At 67.3% G+C, this 16,847-nt stretch carries 15 protein-coding genes; 10 read left to right on the forward strand and 5 right to left on the reverse strand.

Annotation, left to right across the window (positions count from 1 at the left end):
- Nucleotides 1-174: 174 nt before the first annotated feature.
- Nucleotides 175-1,518: a hypothetical protein gene (locus tag V2S85_RS01155; protein ID WP_330701041.1), complete on the forward strand. Its 1,344-nt coding sequence runs from the start codon at nucleotides 175-177 to the stop codon at nucleotides 1,516-1,518.
- Nucleotides 1,519-1,678: 160 nt separating this feature from the next.
- Here V2S85_RS01155 and V2S85_RS01160 read toward each other — a convergent pair whose 3' ends face one another.
- Nucleotides 1,679-2,332 carry a carbonic anhydrase gene (locus tag V2S85_RS01160; protein ID WP_330701042.1) on the reverse strand — a complete coding sequence of 218 codons (654 nt, stop codon included), beginning with the start codon at nucleotides 2,330-2,332 and terminating at the stop codon, nucleotides 1,679-1,681.
- Between the two features lie 93 nt (nucleotides 2,333-2,425).
- On the opposite strand from V2S85_RS01160, the gene lipA reads away from it, so the two are divergent.
- Both lipA and V2S85_RS01170 read left to right on the forward strand, forming a co-directional pair.
- On the forward strand, nucleotides 2,426-3,373 hold the full coding sequence (gene lipA, locus V2S85_RS01165; protein ID WP_330701043.1) for a lipoyl synthase: 948 nt from the start codon (nucleotides 2,426-2,428) through the stop codon (nucleotides 3,371-3,373).
- A gap of 4 nt (nucleotides 3,374-3,377) precedes the next feature.
- Entirely contained in the window at nucleotides 3,378-3,824 is a 447-nt protein-coding gene (locus tag V2S85_RS01170) for a type II toxin-antitoxin system RatA family toxin (RefSeq protein ID WP_330701044.1), read from the forward strand.
- Nucleotides 3,825-4,023: 199 nt separating this feature from the next.
- Here the strand turns inward: V2S85_RS01170 and V2S85_RS01175 are convergent, their stop codons facing one another.
- From V2S85_RS01175 to V2S85_RS01185, 3 genes are read right to left on the reverse strand one after another with little or no spacing between them, the layout of a single operon-like run.
- Nucleotides 4,024-4,518, reverse strand: a complete 495-nt coding sequence (locus V2S85_RS01175) for a CinA family protein (protein ID WP_330701045.1) — start codon at nucleotides 4,516-4,518, stop codon at nucleotides 4,024-4,026.
- A 2-nt stretch (nucleotides 4,519-4,520) separates the two neighbouring features.
- On the reverse strand, nucleotides 4,521-5,048 hold the full coding sequence (locus V2S85_RS01180; RefSeq protein WP_330701046.1) for a hypothetical protein: 528 nt from the start codon (nucleotides 5,046-5,048) through the stop codon (nucleotides 4,521-4,523).
- 25 nt (nucleotides 5,049-5,073) lie between these two features.
- Nucleotides 5,074-6,240 (reverse strand): bifunctional 2-C-methyl-D-erythritol 4-phosphate cytidylyltransferase/2-C-methyl-D-erythritol 2,4-cyclodiphosphate synthase, encoded by a 1,167-nt coding sequence (locus tag V2S85_RS01185; protein WP_330701047.1) that lies wholly within the window; start codon nucleotides 6,238-6,240, stop codon nucleotides 5,074-5,076.
- Between the two features lie 80 nt (nucleotides 6,241-6,320).
- On the opposite strand from V2S85_RS01185, the gene dusB reads away from it, so the two are divergent.
- From dusB to hflX, 7 genes are all read left to right on the forward strand, one after another.
- Nucleotides 6,321-7,376, forward strand: a complete 1,056-nt coding sequence (gene dusB / locus V2S85_RS01190) for a tRNA dihydrouridine synthase DusB (RefSeq protein WP_330701048.1) — start codon at nucleotides 6,321-6,323, stop codon at nucleotides 7,374-7,376.
- Complete coding sequence (locus tag V2S85_RS01195) at nucleotides 7,373-8,506, forward strand: two-component system sensor histidine kinase NtrB (RefSeq protein WP_330701049.1); 1,134 nt, start codon at nucleotides 7,373-7,375, stop codon at nucleotides 8,504-8,506. Before dusB ends, V2S85_RS01195 begins: the two co-directional genes overlap by 4 nt.
- 2 nt (nucleotides 8,507-8,508) lie before the next feature.
- Nucleotides 8,509-9,930: a sigma-54 dependent transcriptional regulator gene (locus V2S85_RS01200; protein WP_330701379.1), complete on the forward strand. Its 1,422-nt coding sequence runs from the start codon at nucleotides 8,509-8,511 to the stop codon at nucleotides 9,928-9,930.
- Between the two features lie 123 nt (nucleotides 9,931-10,053).
- Nucleotides 10,054-12,261 (forward strand): ATP-binding protein, encoded by a 2,208-nt coding sequence (locus V2S85_RS01205; protein WP_330701380.1) that lies wholly within the window; start codon nucleotides 10,054-10,056, stop codon nucleotides 12,259-12,261.
- 31 nt (nucleotides 12,262-12,292) lie between these two features.
- The gene (locus V2S85_RS01210) at nucleotides 12,293-13,690 is read left to right on the forward strand and encodes a sigma-54 dependent transcriptional regulator (protein ID WP_330701050.1); all 1,398 of its coding nucleotides are present in this window, start codon (nucleotides 12,293-12,295) and stop codon (nucleotides 13,688-13,690) included.
- A 211-nt stretch (nucleotides 13,691-13,901) separates the two neighbouring features.
- The gene (gene hfq / locus V2S85_RS01215; protein WP_330701051.1) at nucleotides 13,902-14,492 is read left to right on the forward strand and encodes an RNA chaperone Hfq; all 591 of its coding nucleotides are present in this window, start codon (nucleotides 13,902-13,904) and stop codon (nucleotides 14,490-14,492) included.
- Between the two features lie 16 nt (nucleotides 14,493-14,508).
- A complete protein-coding gene (hflX, locus tag V2S85_RS01220) occupies nucleotides 14,509-15,903 on the forward strand; it encodes a GTPase HflX (RefSeq protein WP_330701052.1) in 1,395 nt (464 codons plus the stop codon).
- Between the two features lie 46 nt (nucleotides 15,904-15,949).
- Here the strand turns inward: hflX and mazG are convergent, their stop codons facing one another.
- The gene (gene mazG, locus V2S85_RS01225; RefSeq protein WP_330701053.1) at nucleotides 15,950-16,726 is read right to left on the reverse strand and encodes a nucleoside triphosphate pyrophosphohydrolase; all 777 of its coding nucleotides are present in this window, start codon (nucleotides 16,724-16,726) and stop codon (nucleotides 15,950-15,952) included.
- Between the last annotated feature and the right edge of the window lie 121 nt (nucleotides 16,727-16,847).

The raw sequence follows: 16,847 nt of genomic DNA on the forward strand, positions 1-16,847 counted from the left end.
ACGGCTGCGATGAATTGCATTCAATGCGCGTTCAGTGGCGCAAACCTATTTGCGGCGAGAGGTTGCCAAGGGTCTTTTTCCCCGCCAAACCTTCTCGGCCTTTTTTCATCTTGCCTGGGCGGGATTTCCCCTGCGCCGCAGGTATTTGGTTTTGTCTTGAGAGGAGTAGCCTTGATGGCTCGCAAGTTCCTTGTTTCCCGTGTCGCCCTTGCCGTCGCGCTCTCGAGCGGGCTGGCGGTCACGGTCGCTACCCCGGCGATGGCCGCGAAGAAGGAGAAGGAAGCCGCAGGCGGCAAGTTCTCCCCCGAGTTCGTGAAGGTCGCGCAGCCGCTGCAGAAGGCCATGGAAGCCGCGATCGCCGCGCTTGGCGGCCAGCAGACCCCCGAGGCGCTCGCCAAGGCCAAGGCCGCCTTCGACGGCGCCGCCGGCGGTGACGGCAAGGCTGCGTTCCAGGCCGCCGTGCCGGCCGCAACCACGCCCGACGACAAGAACGCGCTGGGTTCGATGATGCGCAACTTCGGCATCATCTCGCAGGATCTCAACCTCAAGCAGGAAGGCAACAAGCTGCTGCTCTCCAGCGGCAAACTGCCGCCCGAGGAAGTGGGCAAGACCAACTACGACGCCGGCATCACCGCCTACCAGCTCAAGGACTACGCCACTTCGGCGACGTACCTGAAGGCGGCCAAGGACGGCGGCTTCGTCGATTCGTCGGGCCAGCTCGATGCGGTCCTGGCCGACGCCTACAAGCGCAACAACAACCCCGAGGCCGCTCTGCAGATGGCCAAGGACGACGTTGCCGCCGCGCAGGCCAAGGGCGTCGCGCCTTCGGAAGCCTCGCTGCGCTCGGTGCTGCAGCAGACCTACACCGCCAAGCAGCTCGCGCCGTCGACCGAATATGCGGCGCTGCTCGGCCAGTATTACCCCGGCACCTGGAACACCGCGATCTCGGTGGTGCGCCAGCTGTCCTCGCTGCCGCGCGACCAGAACCTCGACCTCATGCGCCTGATGTTCCTGACCGGTTCGATGAACGACAAGCGCGACTACTACGAGTATCTCGAGAACGTCGATCCGCGCGCCTTCCCGGGCGAGGCGACCAAGGTGATGAACGAAGGCGTCGCCAAGGGCAAGCTGACCGCCGCCGACGTTCCCGACAAGGCGAACACCGAAGGCCGCGTCGCCGCAGACAAGGCCTCGCTGCCCGCGACCGAGCGTGACGCCAACAAGCCGGGTGCGACCGGCGCCACGGTGGTCGCCGCCGGCGACGTATTCCTGAGCTACGACCAGCCCGCCAAGGCCGAGACGTTCTACGCCAAGGCGCTGTCGATGCCGGGCGTCGATGCGAACAAGGTCGCGCTGCGCCTCGGCATGGCGCAGACGCAGCAGGGCAAGTACGCCGACGCGGAAGGCAACTTCGCCAAGGTCACCGGCACCCGCCAGCCGGTTGCCAAGCTGTGGTCGGCCTATGCCAAGAGCAAGGCCTCGCCGGCTCCGGCCGCTGCGGCGCCTGCCGCGAACTGAGCTTTCGCCTCACGCTGAAACGAGAAGGGCGCCGGGAAACCGGCGCCCTTTTTGCTGTGCGTGCCGAGGGGGCTTCGACAGGCTCAGCCTGAGCGGGTTTCAAGGGCCTGCTCTCGGCACCGCTCAGGCTGAGCCTGTCGAAGCCCCTCGGCAAACAGTATCACTCGACCGGCGCGAATTCCCCGCTGGTCTCGTCCAGCAGGTGCAGGACGCCGTCGGAAATCGCGAAGAACGCGCCGCGCAGCTTGAGTTCGCCCTTGCCTACCTTGCTCTGGACGCACGGGAAGGTCATCAGGTTCTCGAGACTGACCTTGACCGCCGCCTGTTCCATCGCGCGCTCGGCGGTGCGTCCCGTGGTGCCGTGTTCGTGCGCGACGGGAACGCGGGCCTCGTCCAGCATCGAGATCCAGTCGGCCACGAAGCCGCCCTGGCCGATCTCGGTGTCCTTGAGGTCCTGCGTCAGCGCTGCCTTGCAGCCGCCGCACAGGCCGTGGCCCATCACCACGACTTCCTTGACCTTGAGCACCTGTACCGCGAATTCCAGCGCGGCCGAGACGCCGTGGTGGCCGGGCGTCGTCTCGAACGGCGGCACCAGCGCGGCGACGTTGCGCACCACGAAGATGGTGCCGGGGTCGACGTCGAAGATCTGGCTGGGATCGACGCGGCTGTCGGAGCAGGCGATGACCATGACTTCCGGCGACTGGCCCTGGCCCAGTTCGTCCCAGCGGGCGCGGTTGGCGCTCCAGCCGGTGCCGCGGAACCGCCGGTAGCCGTCGATAAGGTGGGTCAGCACGCGGTCGTTGGATTCGGTCATGGTGGGCTCCGTTGCTGTTTTCGAAAGCGATGGTTCGCCATACGCCGGATATTCGGGCTGGCAAGGTTGCGTGCATATGACTATCTGGACGGCATGAACGATCTCTCCTCCGTACCGGTTCCGGAAGAAGCCTCCGCCCGCCAGCGCAAGCCCGACTGGATTCGCGTCAAGGCGCCGACCAGCAAGGGCTATGGCGAGACGCGCCAGTTGATGCGCGATCTCAAGCTGAACACCGTGTGCGAGGAAGCGGCCTGCCCGAACATCGGCGAGTGCTGGACCAAGAAGCACGCCACGGTGATGATCCTGGGCGACACCTGCACCCGCGCCTGCGCCTTCTGCAACGTCAAGACCGGCATGCCCGGCCGCGTCGATGCGGCCGAGCCGGACAACGTGGCGGAAATGGTCCTGAAGACCGGGCTGGAGCACATCGTCGTCACTTCGGTAGACCGCGACGATCTGCCCGACGGCGGCGCCAGCCAGTTCGTCAAGGTGATCCAGGCTGTCCGCGCGGCTTCGTCGGCGACCACCATCGAGATCCTGACGCCCGACTTCCGCAACAAGATGCAGCGCGCGGTCGAGGCGATCGTTCAGGCGCGTCCGGACGTTTACAACCACAACCTCGAGACGGTACCCCGGCTCTATCCGACCATCCGCCCCGGCGCGCGCTACTACGCCTCGCTGCGGTTGCTGGAGGAAGTGAAGCGCCACGATCCGTCGATCTTCACCAAGTCGGGCGTGATGCTCGGCCTCGGCGAGGAGCGCCTGGAGGTCCATCAGGTGATGGACGACATGCGCTGCGCCGATATCGACTTCCTGACCATGGGGCAGTACCTGCGGCCGACGCCCAAGCATGCCGAGGTCAAGGAATTCGTCACCCCGCAGGCGTTCAAGGCCTACGGCGCGATCGCGCGTGCGAAGGGCTTCCTGCAGGTCGCCGCCTCGCCGCTGACGCGCTCCAGCTACCATGCCGGCGCCGACTTCGCCGAGATGAAGGCCGCGCGCGAGGCCAAGCTGGCCAAGAAGCAGCCCGCCAAGGTCTGATCCCGTGCCCGGAATTCACGAAACCAAGCGCCTGCCCTACAGTGCCGAGCAGATGTTCGACCTCGTCGCCGACGTCGGTCGCTATCAGGAATTCCTGCCCTGGGTCGTCGCCACGCGGGTGAAGTCCGACGACGGGCGCGAGATGATCGCCGACATGCTGGTTGGCTTCAAGGCCCTGCGCGAGAAGTTTACCTCGCGCGTCGAGAAGGAGCGGCCCCACGTCATCAAGGTGAACTACGTCGATGGTCCGATGCGCGATCTCGACAATGTCTGGACCTTCCATCCGGTCGACGAGACGTCCTGCGATCTCGAGTTCGACGTGAAGTTCACCTTCCGCAACCCGCTGTTCGAGAAGCTGGCCGGGCAGTATTTCGACAAGGCCTTCCGCAAGATGGTCGCAGCCTTCGAGACGCGCGCCAGCGAGCTTTACGGGGTTGCCCAGGCGGGGTGATCCTCCGCCCCCCCCTCCTAAGACACTCCGTCACCCTGAACTTGTTTCAGGGTCCATCTGGCGGCTCGTCCAGCGCTTTGGGTATGCAGTTCAGAGGGCCGCTGGTGAAACGATCCCTCCGGTCAAACCTCGCGATAGACCCTGAAACGAGTTCAGGGTGACGGACAGAGTGCGGATAGTATGCGCCTCGTCCTTGCGATCAGGGCAGCAGCAGTTCCAGCGCCACGATCGCGGCCTGATGGCGGATTTCGCTGCGGGTCTTGCCGTCGAGCAGCTTCTGTTCGGCGTTGACCTCTTCCTCGCCGCGCCGGGCGCAGGCGAAGACGACGGTGCCCACCGGCTTCATCTCGCTGCCGCCGTCCGGCCCGGCGATGCCGCTGATGGCGACCGCGACGTCGGCGCGGCTGCGGCTGATCGCGCCCTGGGCCATGGCCCAGGCGGTCGCGGGAGAAACCGCGCCAAACGAATCGATGATATCCGAATGAACCCCCAGCATCTCCTGCTTGGCCTCGTTCGAGTACGTCACGAAACCACGGTCGAGCACCGCCGACGAGCCGGGAATCTCGGTCAGCGCGGCGCTGACGAGGCCGCCGGTGCAGCTTTCGGCCACCGAGACCATGCGGCCCAGCGCCTTGTTCTCCTCGATCACCCGGCGCGCGAGTTCGTAGAGATCCTCGGGGAAGAAAGCGTTCATCGTCAATCCTTGCAGAGCGAGACCTTGCCGAGCTTGGGATCCGCTCCGCCCGCCGCGTCAAGCGTCAGCGCGATCAGTCCGGCCATGTTCTCGGGAGGAAGGGGAGAGAGCAGGTCGATCGCGAGGTCCAGCTGCTTGCAGGACTTGGGCGCGATGCGCTGCGCGACGAAGCCTTCGACGAAGACGTCGGCCAGCTGGCGCAGCGTTTCGTCGGGCAGCCCCGCCATCATGTTCGAGGAGTCGCCGTTCTGGGCGCTCAGCGCCTTCATCACGGCCGGCCTGGCCTTGGGCCAGTAACGGTCCTTCTGCGCGGCGTAGCGGCTCGCCAGAGCGGGCGCTCCGGTGCGCAGGAAGGCATTGGCGGGCAGCGAGGGCGCGCAGCGCTTCGCTGTGCCGTTGATCGCCTGGGGCAGGGCATAAGTGACCAGCGAGGTCGCTTCGGCCTTGGTGATGCAGACCGGCTCGGCGGCCATCGCCGCACAGGGGGCCATGGCCAGCAGGAGAGCGAGGCTTCCGGAAAATGCGCGCATCGAGGTTCCTTCTCGCCCCCTCGGGTTACAAGCGAGCCAGGCTTACCACCGCCTGCGCCGCGATCCCCTCGCGGCGGCCGGTGAAGCCGAGCTTCTCGGTCGTCGTTGCCTTCACGCTGACGGCACCGATGTCAACGCCGAGAATCTGCGCCAGCCGCGCGCGCATGGCCTCGCGGTGCGGGCCGATCTTCGGCGCCTCGCAGATGATCGTGACGTCGGCGTTGGCAAGCGCATAGCCCGCCTCGGCCACCAGCGTGCCGGCGTGGGCGAGGAAGCGGTCGGAGGCGGCGCCTTTCCACTGCGGGTCGCTGGGCGGGAAGTGCTGGCCGATGTCGCCCGCGCCGATCGCGCCGAGCAGCGCATCGACGAGCGCATGGATCGCGACATCGGCGTCCGAGTGGCCCGACAGGCCGTGCGTATGATCGATCCGCACCCCGCACAGCCACAGTTCCTCGCCTTCCTCCAGCGCGTGGACGTCGTAGCCGCTGCCGACGCGGAAGATCGGGGCGGCGGATGCGAAATCGGCGGCGTAAGTCAGCTTGTGCAAGGTTTCGTCCCCTTCGACGAGCGCGACGTCCATGCCCCAGGCCTGCGCCACCTGCGCATCGTCCCCGGCATTGGTGGGGCCCTCCCAGTCGCGGTGGGCGGCGAGAATCTCGGCGAAGCGGAACGCCTGCGGGGTCTGCACGCGGCGAAGATCCTCGCGCCGGGCGGGCGCGCCCATCAGGTCGCCCGCAACGTGGGTGAGGCTGTCGGCGACCGGCAGCACGGGAATCGCGCCGCACCGGTCATCGAGCGCCGCGTGCAGCCGCGCGATCACCGGTGCGGGCAGGAGCGGGCGGGCGGCGTCGTGGATCAGCACGCGCCGCGGGTTGGCGGCGGCCAGCACTTCGAGGCCGAGTCGTACCGATTCCTGCCGGCTGGCGCCGCCGACGGTCAATTGGACGTGGGCGATCCCGGCGATCGCCTCACGGGCGATACCTTCCGCGCCTTCGGGGATGACCACGAGAATCGGATCGCAGCCCGCCGCCGCGAGTGCCTCCACCGAATGGCGCACCACCGCCTTGCCGCGCCAGGGGGCGAACTGCTTGGGCACCGGCTGGCCCGCGCGCAGGCCCTGTCCCGCCGCGACGACGAGCGCGGCAGCGCGGCGAACCTCGGGTTTCGGGGCGGTTGTGACGTTTTGCGACATTGTCGAGGCCGGTAATCGCTTGCCGCGACAAGGGCAATCCACTATGCGCTGCCTGTTTTTTAGGCAGCATTGCACGCATCATGACATCCATGCCCGTTCCTCCGGCACAGCCGCCCGTGCTCAGGCCCATCCACGTCGGTCCCGTCGCGATCGACTGCCCGGTCGTGCTCGCGCCGATGACGGGGGTGTCCGACCTGCCGTTCCGCAGGATGGTGCGCGCCTTCGGCTCGGGCCTCAACGTCACCGAGATGATCGCCAGCCCCGCCGCGATCCGCGAGACGCGCGTGTCGCTGCAGAAGGCGATGTGGGACAAGGTGGAAGACCCCGTCTCGATGCAGCTCGTCGGCTGCGACCCCGAGCAGATGGGCGAAGCCGCAAAGCTGGTCGAGGATCGCGGCGCCGCCATCATCGACATCAACATGGGCTGCCCGGTGCGCAAGGTCGTCAACGGCGATGCCGGCTCGGCGCTGATGCGGCAGGTGCCGCTGGCGACCAGGCTGATCGAGGCGACCGTCAAGGCGGTGAACGTGCCGGTCACCGTCAAGATGCGCATGGGCTGGTGCCATGACAGCCTCAACGCCCCCGAACTCGCGCGGATCGCCGAGGATCTGGGCGCGAAGATGATTACCGTCCACGGCCGCACCCGCAACCAGATGTACAAGGGCGAGGCCGACTGGGCCTTCGTGCGCAAGGTCAAGGATGCCGTGTCGATCCCGGTCATCGTCAACGGCGACATCTGCACGATCACCGATGCCGCGCAGGCGCTGGAGCAGTCGGGCGCCGATGGCCTGATGATCGGGCGCGGTTCCTACGGCCGCCCGTGGTTCCTCTCGCAGGTCATGCAGTGGTGGCGCGGCGAGGACGTCTCGGCGGATCCCGATATCCCGGGCCAGTACGAGATCATTCGCCGGCATTACGAGGACATGCTCGACCACTACGGCGCCGATACCGGCGTGCGCATGGCGCGCAAGCACCTGGGCTGGTACATCAAGGGCGTGCGCGGTTCGGCCGAGTTCAGGAACAAGCTGAACTTCATCGCCGATCCCGCTGAAGTCCTTCGTGAACTCGAGGAATTCTACGCGCCCTACTGCAATGGCGACAAAAGCGGTGACAGCGGGCGGCTCCAGGCCGCATGAGCGTTCCGCTCGCGCCCGATCATCTCGCCGATCATCCGGACGCGCACAGGCTGCTGGCCAGCCTGCCGCAGGCCGTCGTGCTGCTGGAGGAAGGTCGCACGATCGCCGCGCTCAACCCCGCTGCCGAACAGTTCTTCGGGCAATCGGTGCGGCGTCTGGTGGGCACCCGCCTGCGCGACATCATGGCGATATCCGACCGGCGCCTGCTGGAGCGGCTCTCCGATTCCGAGGCGCCCGTCTCGGCGCGTGAGGTGGTGGTGCAGATCAAGGGCCGGGGCGCGCGGCGGATCGACATCAGTGTCGCGCCGGTTGCTGACAGTCCGGGCTGGCAGGTCGTCACGCTGCAGGACAACAGCGCCGCCGAGGCACTTGGCGACGATTCGGGCGGCCCCGACAACGCGGTCCTGCGCGGGCCGGAGATCATGGCGCACGAGATCAAGAACCCGCTGGCCGGGATACGCGGCGCCGCGCAGCTCCTGGCGCGCAAGATCGAGGACAAGGACCGCGCGCTCACCGATCTCATCACCGGCGAGGTCGATCGCGTCGCCGGGCTGATCGAGCGGATGCAGAAGCTTTCGGGGCGCACCACCCCGCCGGTCGAGGCCTGCAACCTGCACGAGGCGGCACGCCGGGCGATCGACGTGCTGAACGCGGCGAACGGCGGGCGGGCGCACCGCTTCCGGCTGGTCGAGGAATTCGACCCCTCGCTCCCTTCGGTGCTGGGCAGTCCGGACGGTCTCGTCCAGGTGCTCATCAACCTCCTTTCGAACGCCGCCGAGGCGAGCCAGGAAGCGGCCGAGCCGCGCGTGACCATCCGCACCCGCTTCGCCAGCGGCTTGCAGCTCCACGTCGGCGACGACGGCGCGCCGCTGCGCCTGCCGATCGAAGTGCGCGTCAGCGACAACGGCCCCGGCATCGATCCGTCGATGCGGGACCACATCTTCGAGCCCTTTGTCACCACCAAGAAGTCGGGGCAGGGGCTGGGCCTGCCGCTGGTGCGCAAGCTGGTGCGCGACATGAACGGGCGCATCACGCACGACCGCGACGACGAGGGCGGCCTGACTCACTTCCGCATCCACCTGCCGCTCGCCCGCGAGACGCGCACCCGCCCCCGGAGGAAACCCGCGTGACGATGACCGTGCTGCTGGTCGAGGACGACATGTCCATCGCCATCGTCATCACCGCCGCGTTGCAGGACGAGGGCTTCGCCGTCGTCCACTGCCAGACGCTCGCCGAGCGGGATCAGCAACTGGCGACGCGCGGCTTCGCGGCGCTGGTGACCGACGTGATGCTGCCCGACGGCGACGGGATCGAGACGATCGAGCGCGTGCGCGCGCTGCATCCGCAGATGCCCATCGTCATCCTCTCGGCCCAGAACACCCTCGATACCGCCGTGCGCGCGACCGATACCGGCGCCTTCGAGTATTTCCCCAAGCCCTTCGACATCGACGAACTGGCGCGCACCGTGCGCCAGGCCGCCGGGGCCGCGCAAGGACAGGCGGCGGACGACGAGCCGGTCGCCGACGGCCTGCCGCTGGTCGGCCGCAGCGCGGCGATGCAGTCGGTGTTCCGCATGATAACCCGGGTGCTGCGCAACGACCTGACGGTGCTGATCCTGGGCGAATCGGGCACCGGCAAGGAACTGGTGGCCGAGGCGATCCACCAGCTCGGCAACCGCCGGGCCGGGCCGTTCATCGCCGTCAACACCGCCGCGATCCCCGCCGAGCTGATCGAGAGCGAGCTGTTCGGGCACGAGAAGGGGGCCTTCACCGGCGCCGTCGCGCGCCACGTCGGCAAGTTCGAGCAGGCGGCCGGCGGCACCCTGTTCCTCGACGAGATCGGCGACATGCCGATGCAGGCGCAGACCCGCCTGTTGCGCGCGCTGCAGTCGGGGACCGTGCGCCGCGTCGGCGGGCGCGAGGAGATTCGCCTAGACACCCGCATCGTCGCCGCGACCAACAAGGATCTCGAGCCTGAGATCGCCGCGGGGCGCTTCCGCGAGGACTTGTACTACCGTCTCAACGTGGTGCCGATCCACATGCCGCCGCTGCGCGACCGCCGCGACGACATCGACGTTCTGGCGCGCCATTTCCTCCAGCATGCCGCCAACGAAGGGCTGCCGCGCCGCCAGCTGACCGCCGAGGCCGCAGAACTGCTCAGCCGCCAGCCGTGGCGCGGCAACGTGCGCGAGCTGAAGAACTTCATCTACCGTCTGGCGCTGCTCGCGCGCGAGGACGTGATCGACGCCGATTCGATCGTGCCTCTGCTGACGCAGGAAACTGCGCAGGCTGCGGCCGAGAACGACGCCGCGCCCCAGGCCTTCGACATCGCCACCGCCGTCGCGCAGTGGCTTTCCAGCCACCGCCCGGCCAGCGGCACCATCTACGACAGCGCCATGGCCGCGTTCGAGCGCCCGCTGTTCGCCGAAGTCCTGCGCGAGACTGCCGGCAACCAGTTGCGCGCGGCGCAAGCGCTGGGGATTAATCGCAACACCTTGCGCAAGCGGCTCGGCGAACTCGCGCTCGATCCCGAGGAATTCACTCGTCGTCCCTAGAATGGCCCTCGTGGATTTGCTCTTGCAGCGAGGTCACAGTCCTGTTGTAACGGCGCAACGATGAGCGAAGTCGCGTTCCATAAACCGGTACAGAAGCGCGCGTGGCCACGGTGGTGGCGGCGGATGCAGGTGGCTGCCCGCCGCGCGAACTTCTTTGCGATGATGGAACTGCTCTCGGCCGTCGCGTTCCTGCTGATGACCGCGACGACGTGGTTCGCGCTCAATGGCGGTAGCGACCGGCGCGAGCTGCTGCCCTCGAACCTGACCGCGAGCCTGCTGGTCGGTACCCTGGTACCGGCGATGGCGATCCTCGTGCTGCTCGGGCGCCGCATGGCGCTGCGCCGTGCGGCGGAGCACAATACCGGCGGCACCGGGCAGATGCACGTCCGGCTGGTGTTCATCTTCTCGCTGATCGCGGCGATTCCGACGCTGCTGGTGGTGGTCTTCGCCTCGTGGCTGTTCCAGTCGGGCGTCGAGTTCTGGTTCTCCGACAGCTCGCGCGGGTTGCTGGAGAACGCCAACAAGCTGGCGCGCGGCTACTACGAACAGACGCTGCGCGACGTCGGCTACGAATCGGCGGCGATGGCGACCGATTCGCGTGATGAACTCAGCCGCGTTCCGGTCGCCAGCCGTGAATTCCAGACCTTCCTCTCGTTCCAGGTGGTGCGGCGCAACCTCAGCGGCGCCGCGATCATCCAGATCGACGCGAACGGCGAACAGCGCACCCCGATCATCGTCGATCCCGAGGGCGTGGCCGAGAACAATCGGCTGAGCGACGACGGCCTCGCCCGGCTCGACAAGGGCGAGCCCTACGTCGTCAGCGCCAAGGACAACCGCATCGTCGCCGCCGCGCCGATCGAGCGTTCCTCGGGCGTTTACCTGCTGGTGGTGCGCAGTTCCGACCTGCTCTCGCTGAGCCAGGGGGAGCGGGCGGAGAACATCGTCCAGGCCTACGAAGTGCTCACCAGTCGCGCGCGGGTGCTGCAGCTGCGTTTCAACGTCGCGCTGTTCGTCGCCTCGCTGGCGCTGGTCGGCCTGTCGGTGTGGTTCGCGCTGCGGTTCGCGGACCGGCAGGTGGAGCCGCTCTACGAACTCGTCGACGCGGCGCGGCGCGTGGGTGCGGGCAATTACGAATTGCGGATCGAGGGGCGCACCGGCGCTGACGAGATCGGCCTGCTCAACCGCGCCTTCAACCGCATGACCGCGCAGATCGACAAGCAGACGCAGGCGCTGCTGGGCGCCAACAGCCAGCTTCACGAACGCAGCGTGTTCATCGAGGCGGTGCTGGAATCGGTGACTTCGGGGATCATCTCGCTCGACGAGGGCGGCCGCATCCTGCTGATGAACTCGACCGCCCAGAAGCTGCTGACGGATCGGGCCGAGGACGTGCCGGAAGGGATGCCGATCGCCGAACTCGCCCCCGCCATCGCCGCGCTGGTGGAGCAGGGGACGCCGGGCGGCATCGTCCAGTACAGCCGCGGCGGCGATCTGCTGACGCTGGCGGTGAAGGCCAGCCGCGACGTCACCGGCCACGTCATCACCTTCGAGGACATCACCCGCCAGTTGCTCGACCAGCGCACCGCCGCCTGGTCCGACGTGGCGCGGCGCATCGCCCACGAGATCAAGAACCCGCTGACCCCGATCCAGCTCGCGACCGAACGCCTAAGCCGCCGCTATCGCAAGCAGATCGTCGACAATCCCGAACTGTTCGAGGATCTGACCCGCACGATCATCCGGCAGGTCGGCGACTTGCGCAAGATGGTGGACGAGTTCTCCTCGTTCGCGCGGCTGCCCAAGCCGGTGTTCCGCTCGGAGGATCCGGTCGCGCTGACCCGCCAGGCGCTGTTTCTGCAGGAAGTCGCGCGGCCCGACATCGGCTTCCGCTTCCAGGCCGAGCGCGACATCGGCATGATCGACTGCGACCGCCACCAGTTCGGCCAGGCGATGACCAACGTGCTCAAGAACGCCGTCGAGGCGACCGAGGCGAAGGCCAAGGACGCGCCCGAGGACTACCGGGGCATGATCGCGGTCGAGGTCGTCGATCAGGACCACGCGATCCTGGTGCGCGTCACCGACAACGGCATCGGCCTGTCGCAGGACAAGGAGCGCCTGATCGAGCCTTACGTGACCACGCGCGAGAAGGGCACAGGGCTCGGCCTCGCGATCGTCAACAAGATCATCGAGGAGCATGGCGGCGAGATGACCTTTACCGCGGCATCGGGCGGCGGCACCACGGTGACGATGCGTTTCGCCCGCGATCCCGCCCACGCTTCGATCGCGCAGGAACTTCCCGGCGCGCCGCTTCCGCGAAAGACGGAGAGCGCGCAATGACCCGTTTCATCCAGACGAAGAAGATTGGCCCATGGCACTAGACATCCTGATCGTCGATGACGAACGCGACATCCGCGAACTCGTCGCCGGCGTGTTGAGCGACGAAGGCTACGAATGCCGGACCGCCGGCGACAGCGAGGCGGCGCTCGCCGCCGTCGACGCGCGCCGGCCCTCGCTCGTGCTGCTCGACGTCTGGCTCCACGGCAGCCCTATGGACGGGCTCGAGATCCTCGACGCGATCAAGGCGCGCGAGCCGGAGCTGCCGGTCATCATCTTCTCGGGCCACGGCAACATCGACACCGCCGTCGCCGCGATCAGCCGGGGCGCGGTCGATTTCATCGAGAAGCCGTTCGAGGCGGAGAAGCTGCTTCACCTCGTCGCCCGCGCCACCGAGACCGAGCGCCTGCGCCGCGAGAACGCGCAGCTGCGACAGGGCGTGGGCGGCAGCGAGGAATTCACCGGCTCCAGCGGCGTCATCAACCAGGTCCGCGCGACGCTCAAGCGCATCGCCAATACCGGCAGCCGCCTGCTCATCACCGGTCCGGCCGGTTCGGGCAAGGAAGTCGCCGCACGCCTCCTCCATGCCTGGAGCCCGCGCGCCGGCAATGCCTTCGTCAGCGTCAACTCCGCGCGCATCACCCCGGAGCGCTTCGAGCAGGAGCTGTTCGGCGAGGAGGCGGACGGCACCCTGATCCGCTCGGGCCTGCTGGAAAGCGCCGACGGCGGCACCCTCTACTTCGACGAAGTGGCCGACATGCCGCTCTCGACCCAGGCACGCATCCTGCGGGTACTCACCGACCAGGCCTTCGTGCGCGTCGGCGGCACCCGCCAGATCCGCGTCGACGTGCGCGTGGTATCGTCCACCTCGCGCGATCTCGAGAAGGAAATCGCCGAGCGCCGCTTCCGCGAGGATCTGTTCTACCGGCTCAACGTGGTGCCGATCGCGATCCCGGCGCTGCGCGAGCGGCGGGACGACATTCCGGCGCTGATCGACCATTTCTTCGCGCGCTACGCCAACGAGCAGGGGGTCTCTCCGCCGCAGGTCAGCGGCGAGGCGATGACCGCGCTGCAGGCCTACGAGTGGCCGGGCAACGTGCGCCAGCTGCGCAATGTCGTCGAGCGCACCGTCATCATGGCCCCGCGCGAGAAGCTGGCGCGGATCGAGGCGGACATGCTGCCGCCGGAGATCTTCAACAGTCGGGGAGGGGCCGACGCCGGCGTCACGGTAATGATGAGCGCGCCCTTGCGCGAAGCCCGCGAGAGCTTCGAGCGCGAGTACCTGCGCGTCCAGATCCGGCGGTTTTCCGGCAATATCTCGAAGACGGCCGCGTTCATCGGCATGGAACGCTCGGCGCTGCATCGCAAGCTCAAGCTGCTCGGAATGTCCGAACGCCGCGAGGACGAAGCGGACTTCGACGAACAGGGTTGACGACCACCGCCCCGGCCCCGCACCCTTGCCTACAGCACTTCGTCGCGCCGGTTGATCGGACGGTCCGATAAGGGTGTAACATTTGTGCTACAAAAACCCCGTTTACTGCATTGCAGCAAATGGGTAGTTTCCGATTCGAGAACGGCCTGCACCCCCCGCAGGACCAGATCGCGGACCGCATGCGCGGCCGCCAAAAAGAAGGAGCTTATATATGGCTGGTCGTACGCTTTCCGCGCGGCCCAAACCGGCGCCTGAGCCGGAAGTCGAAGATGCCGCGCCGGCTGCCGCCGCGCCTCCTTCGGCACCCGTTCCCGCGCCAAGCGGGAAGGGCGGGCAGAACCTGCAGGACCAGTTCCTCAACCTGCTGCGCAAGAACAAGACCCCGGTGACCATGTTCCTGGTCAAGGGCGTCAAGCTGCAGGGTATCGTCACCTGGTTCGACAACTTCTCGATCCTGCTGCGCCGCGATGGCCAGTCGCAGCTCGTCTACAAGCACGCGATTTCGACGATCATGCCGTCCACCCCGGTCGATGCCCGCCAGTTCGGCGGCGCGCCGGAGAACGCGAAGAAGCAGCGCGTGCTGCAGGACGTGTTCCTGTCCAGCATCCGCAATGCCGGCGTGCAGGTGACGATGTTCCTCATCAACGGCGTCATGCTCCAGGGCCGCGTCGCCGCCTATGATCTGTTCTGCATGCTGCTCGAGCGTGAAGGCTACGTCCAGTTGGCCTACAAGCATGCGGTTTCGACGATTCAGCCCGTGACTCCGGTCGATCTTCAGGCGCATGAAGAAGCCGACGACTGAGAGAAGCTGAACCGACTTGAACGATGAACTGAAGGACGAGGTCACGCGCGGTGCGCGTGCCCTCGTCGTCTATCCGCAGATGCGCGCCATCAAGGGCCGCGCTCATGATCTCGATGTGGAAGCACGCCTCGAAGAGGCGCGGGGGCTGGCGCTCGCGATCGGCCTCGAAGTGGTCGAGGCGATGGCCATCGTCATCCGCGAGGCGCGTCCGGGCACGCTGTTTGGCGAAGGCCAGATCCAGAACATCGCCACCGCCTGCACGCTCGAGGAGGCCGAACTGGTCATCGTCGACGGCTCGCTGACGGCGATCCAGCAGCGCAACCTCGAGGAAAAACTCAAGCGCAAGGTCATCGACCGCACCGGCCTGATCCTCGAGATCTTCGGCGAACGCGCGGCGACCGCCGAAGGCCGCCTGCAGGTGGAACTGGCGCACCTCGACTACCAGGCCGGCCGCCTCGTACGCAGTTGGACTCACCTCGAACGCCAGCGCGGCGGCTTCGGCTTCCTGGGCGGTCCCGGCGAGACGCAGATCGAGGCCGACCGCCGCATGATCCGCGATCGCATGGCCAGGATCCGCCGCGAACTGGAACAGGTGCGCCGCACCCGGGGCCTTCACCGCGACCGGCGCGAGAAGGCGCCCTGGCCGATCATCGCCTTGGTGGGCTATACCAATGCGGGCAAGTCGACGCTGTTCAACCGCCTGACCGGCGCCGGCGTCATGGCCGAGAACCTGCTGTTCGCCACGCTCGACCCGACGATGCGCGCGATCCGCCTGCCGGGGCTGGAAAAGGCGATCCTGTCGGACACGGTGGGCTTCATTTCCGACCTGCCGACCGAACTGATCGCCGCCTTCCGCGCCACGCTGGAAGAAGTCACCGCCGCCGATGTCATCCTCCACGTCCGCGACATCGCCAACCCCGACACCGAGGCGCAGAAGCGCCAGGTGCTCGCCGTTCTCGCCGACCTCGGTGTGATCCAGCCCCCGGTCGATGACCGCAAGGTGCGCCAGACCCCGGCGCTCGACTGGTCGGACGACGAGCCGCGCGACGAACCCGAGCCGCAGGTTCCGATCATCGAGGTCTGGAACAAGTGGGATCTGCTCGGCCCCGACCAGGCAGGGGCGCTCCATGAAGTCGCCGCGCACCGTGACGGTGAGGTCATCGTGCCGGTCTCGGCGCTGACCGGCGAGGGTTGCGAGGCCCTGCTGGAAGCCGCGAGTCGGAATCTGACGCTGGACTCCAGGGTCTACAGCTTCGTGTTGCCGGTCGCCGACGGGCAGCGCTTCGCGTTCCTTCACGCCCGCGGCGAAGTCGTCTCGGAAGAGGCGGCGGGCGAGGGCGAGCAGGGGCCGCAGATGCGCCTGGAGGTTCGCTTGTCGGAGCGGGAATTCGGACGCTTCATGGCGCTTTGAGCGCAGCGAAGAGAAGCAACCCAGAGCGGCACGGAAAGTCCGCGCCTTACTTTTCCAAGCGCTTCACCGTTTGCCAGTACGCTTCCTGTTCCTCCAGCGACAAGCTGGCGAAATCCTGCCCGTCACCGGCCGCGTGCACTTCCATCGCCCGGAAGCGGCGTTCGAACTTTGCATTGGCCGCGCGCAGGGCGTCTTCGGCGGCAATGCCGTTCAGCCGGACGAGGTTGACGGCCGCGAACAGCAGGTCGCCAGCTTCCTCCAGCTTGTCGGCAGGCGCGGCCTCGTCGAGTTCGGCCATTTCCTCGTGGACCTTGGCGGCGGCCCCGCTCGGATCGGGCCAGTCGAAGCCGACGCGCGCGGCGCGCTTCTGCAGCTTTTCCGCTCGCATCAGCGCGGGCAGCGAAAGGGCGACGCCATCGATGGCGCTCGTCGCGCCCTTGGCGGCGCGTTCCCGGGCCTTCAGCGCTTCCCAGCGCTCGGTCTGGGCATCGCCCGAGGCATCGTCACCGAAGATGTGCGGATGGCGCGCCTCTAGCTTGTCGGAGATCGCGGCGGCGACATCCTCGAAGGCGAAATGGCCGAGTTCCTGCGCCATCCGGGCATGGAACACGACCTGAAGCAGCAAGTCGCCGAGTTCCTCGCGCAAGGCCGGAAGGTCATGCTGCGTGATCGCTTCGGCGACTTCGTACGCTTCCTCGATCGTATACGGCGCGATGGTCGCGAAAGTCTGTTCACGGTCCCATTCGCAGCCATCCACGGGATCGCGAAGGCGGGCCATGATGGACAGGAGGCGGTCGATTTGCTGGTTTGGGTTCTGGGTCATATGTTCCTGCTATTTAGAGAAGACACTATTTCCGCCAGATAGAGATGTCACCCTCAGATGCAGCAGGGGCAGCGCGTAGCCCTGCGATCTTGCGCAGCGCTGACCCTGCTGGTGCGCAGGT

This window comes from Novosphingobium resinovorum (assembly GCF_036352595.1).
Taxonomy (GTDB): Bacteria; Pseudomonadota; Alphaproteobacteria; order Sphingomonadales; family Sphingomonadaceae; genus Novosphingobium; species Novosphingobium resinovorum_B.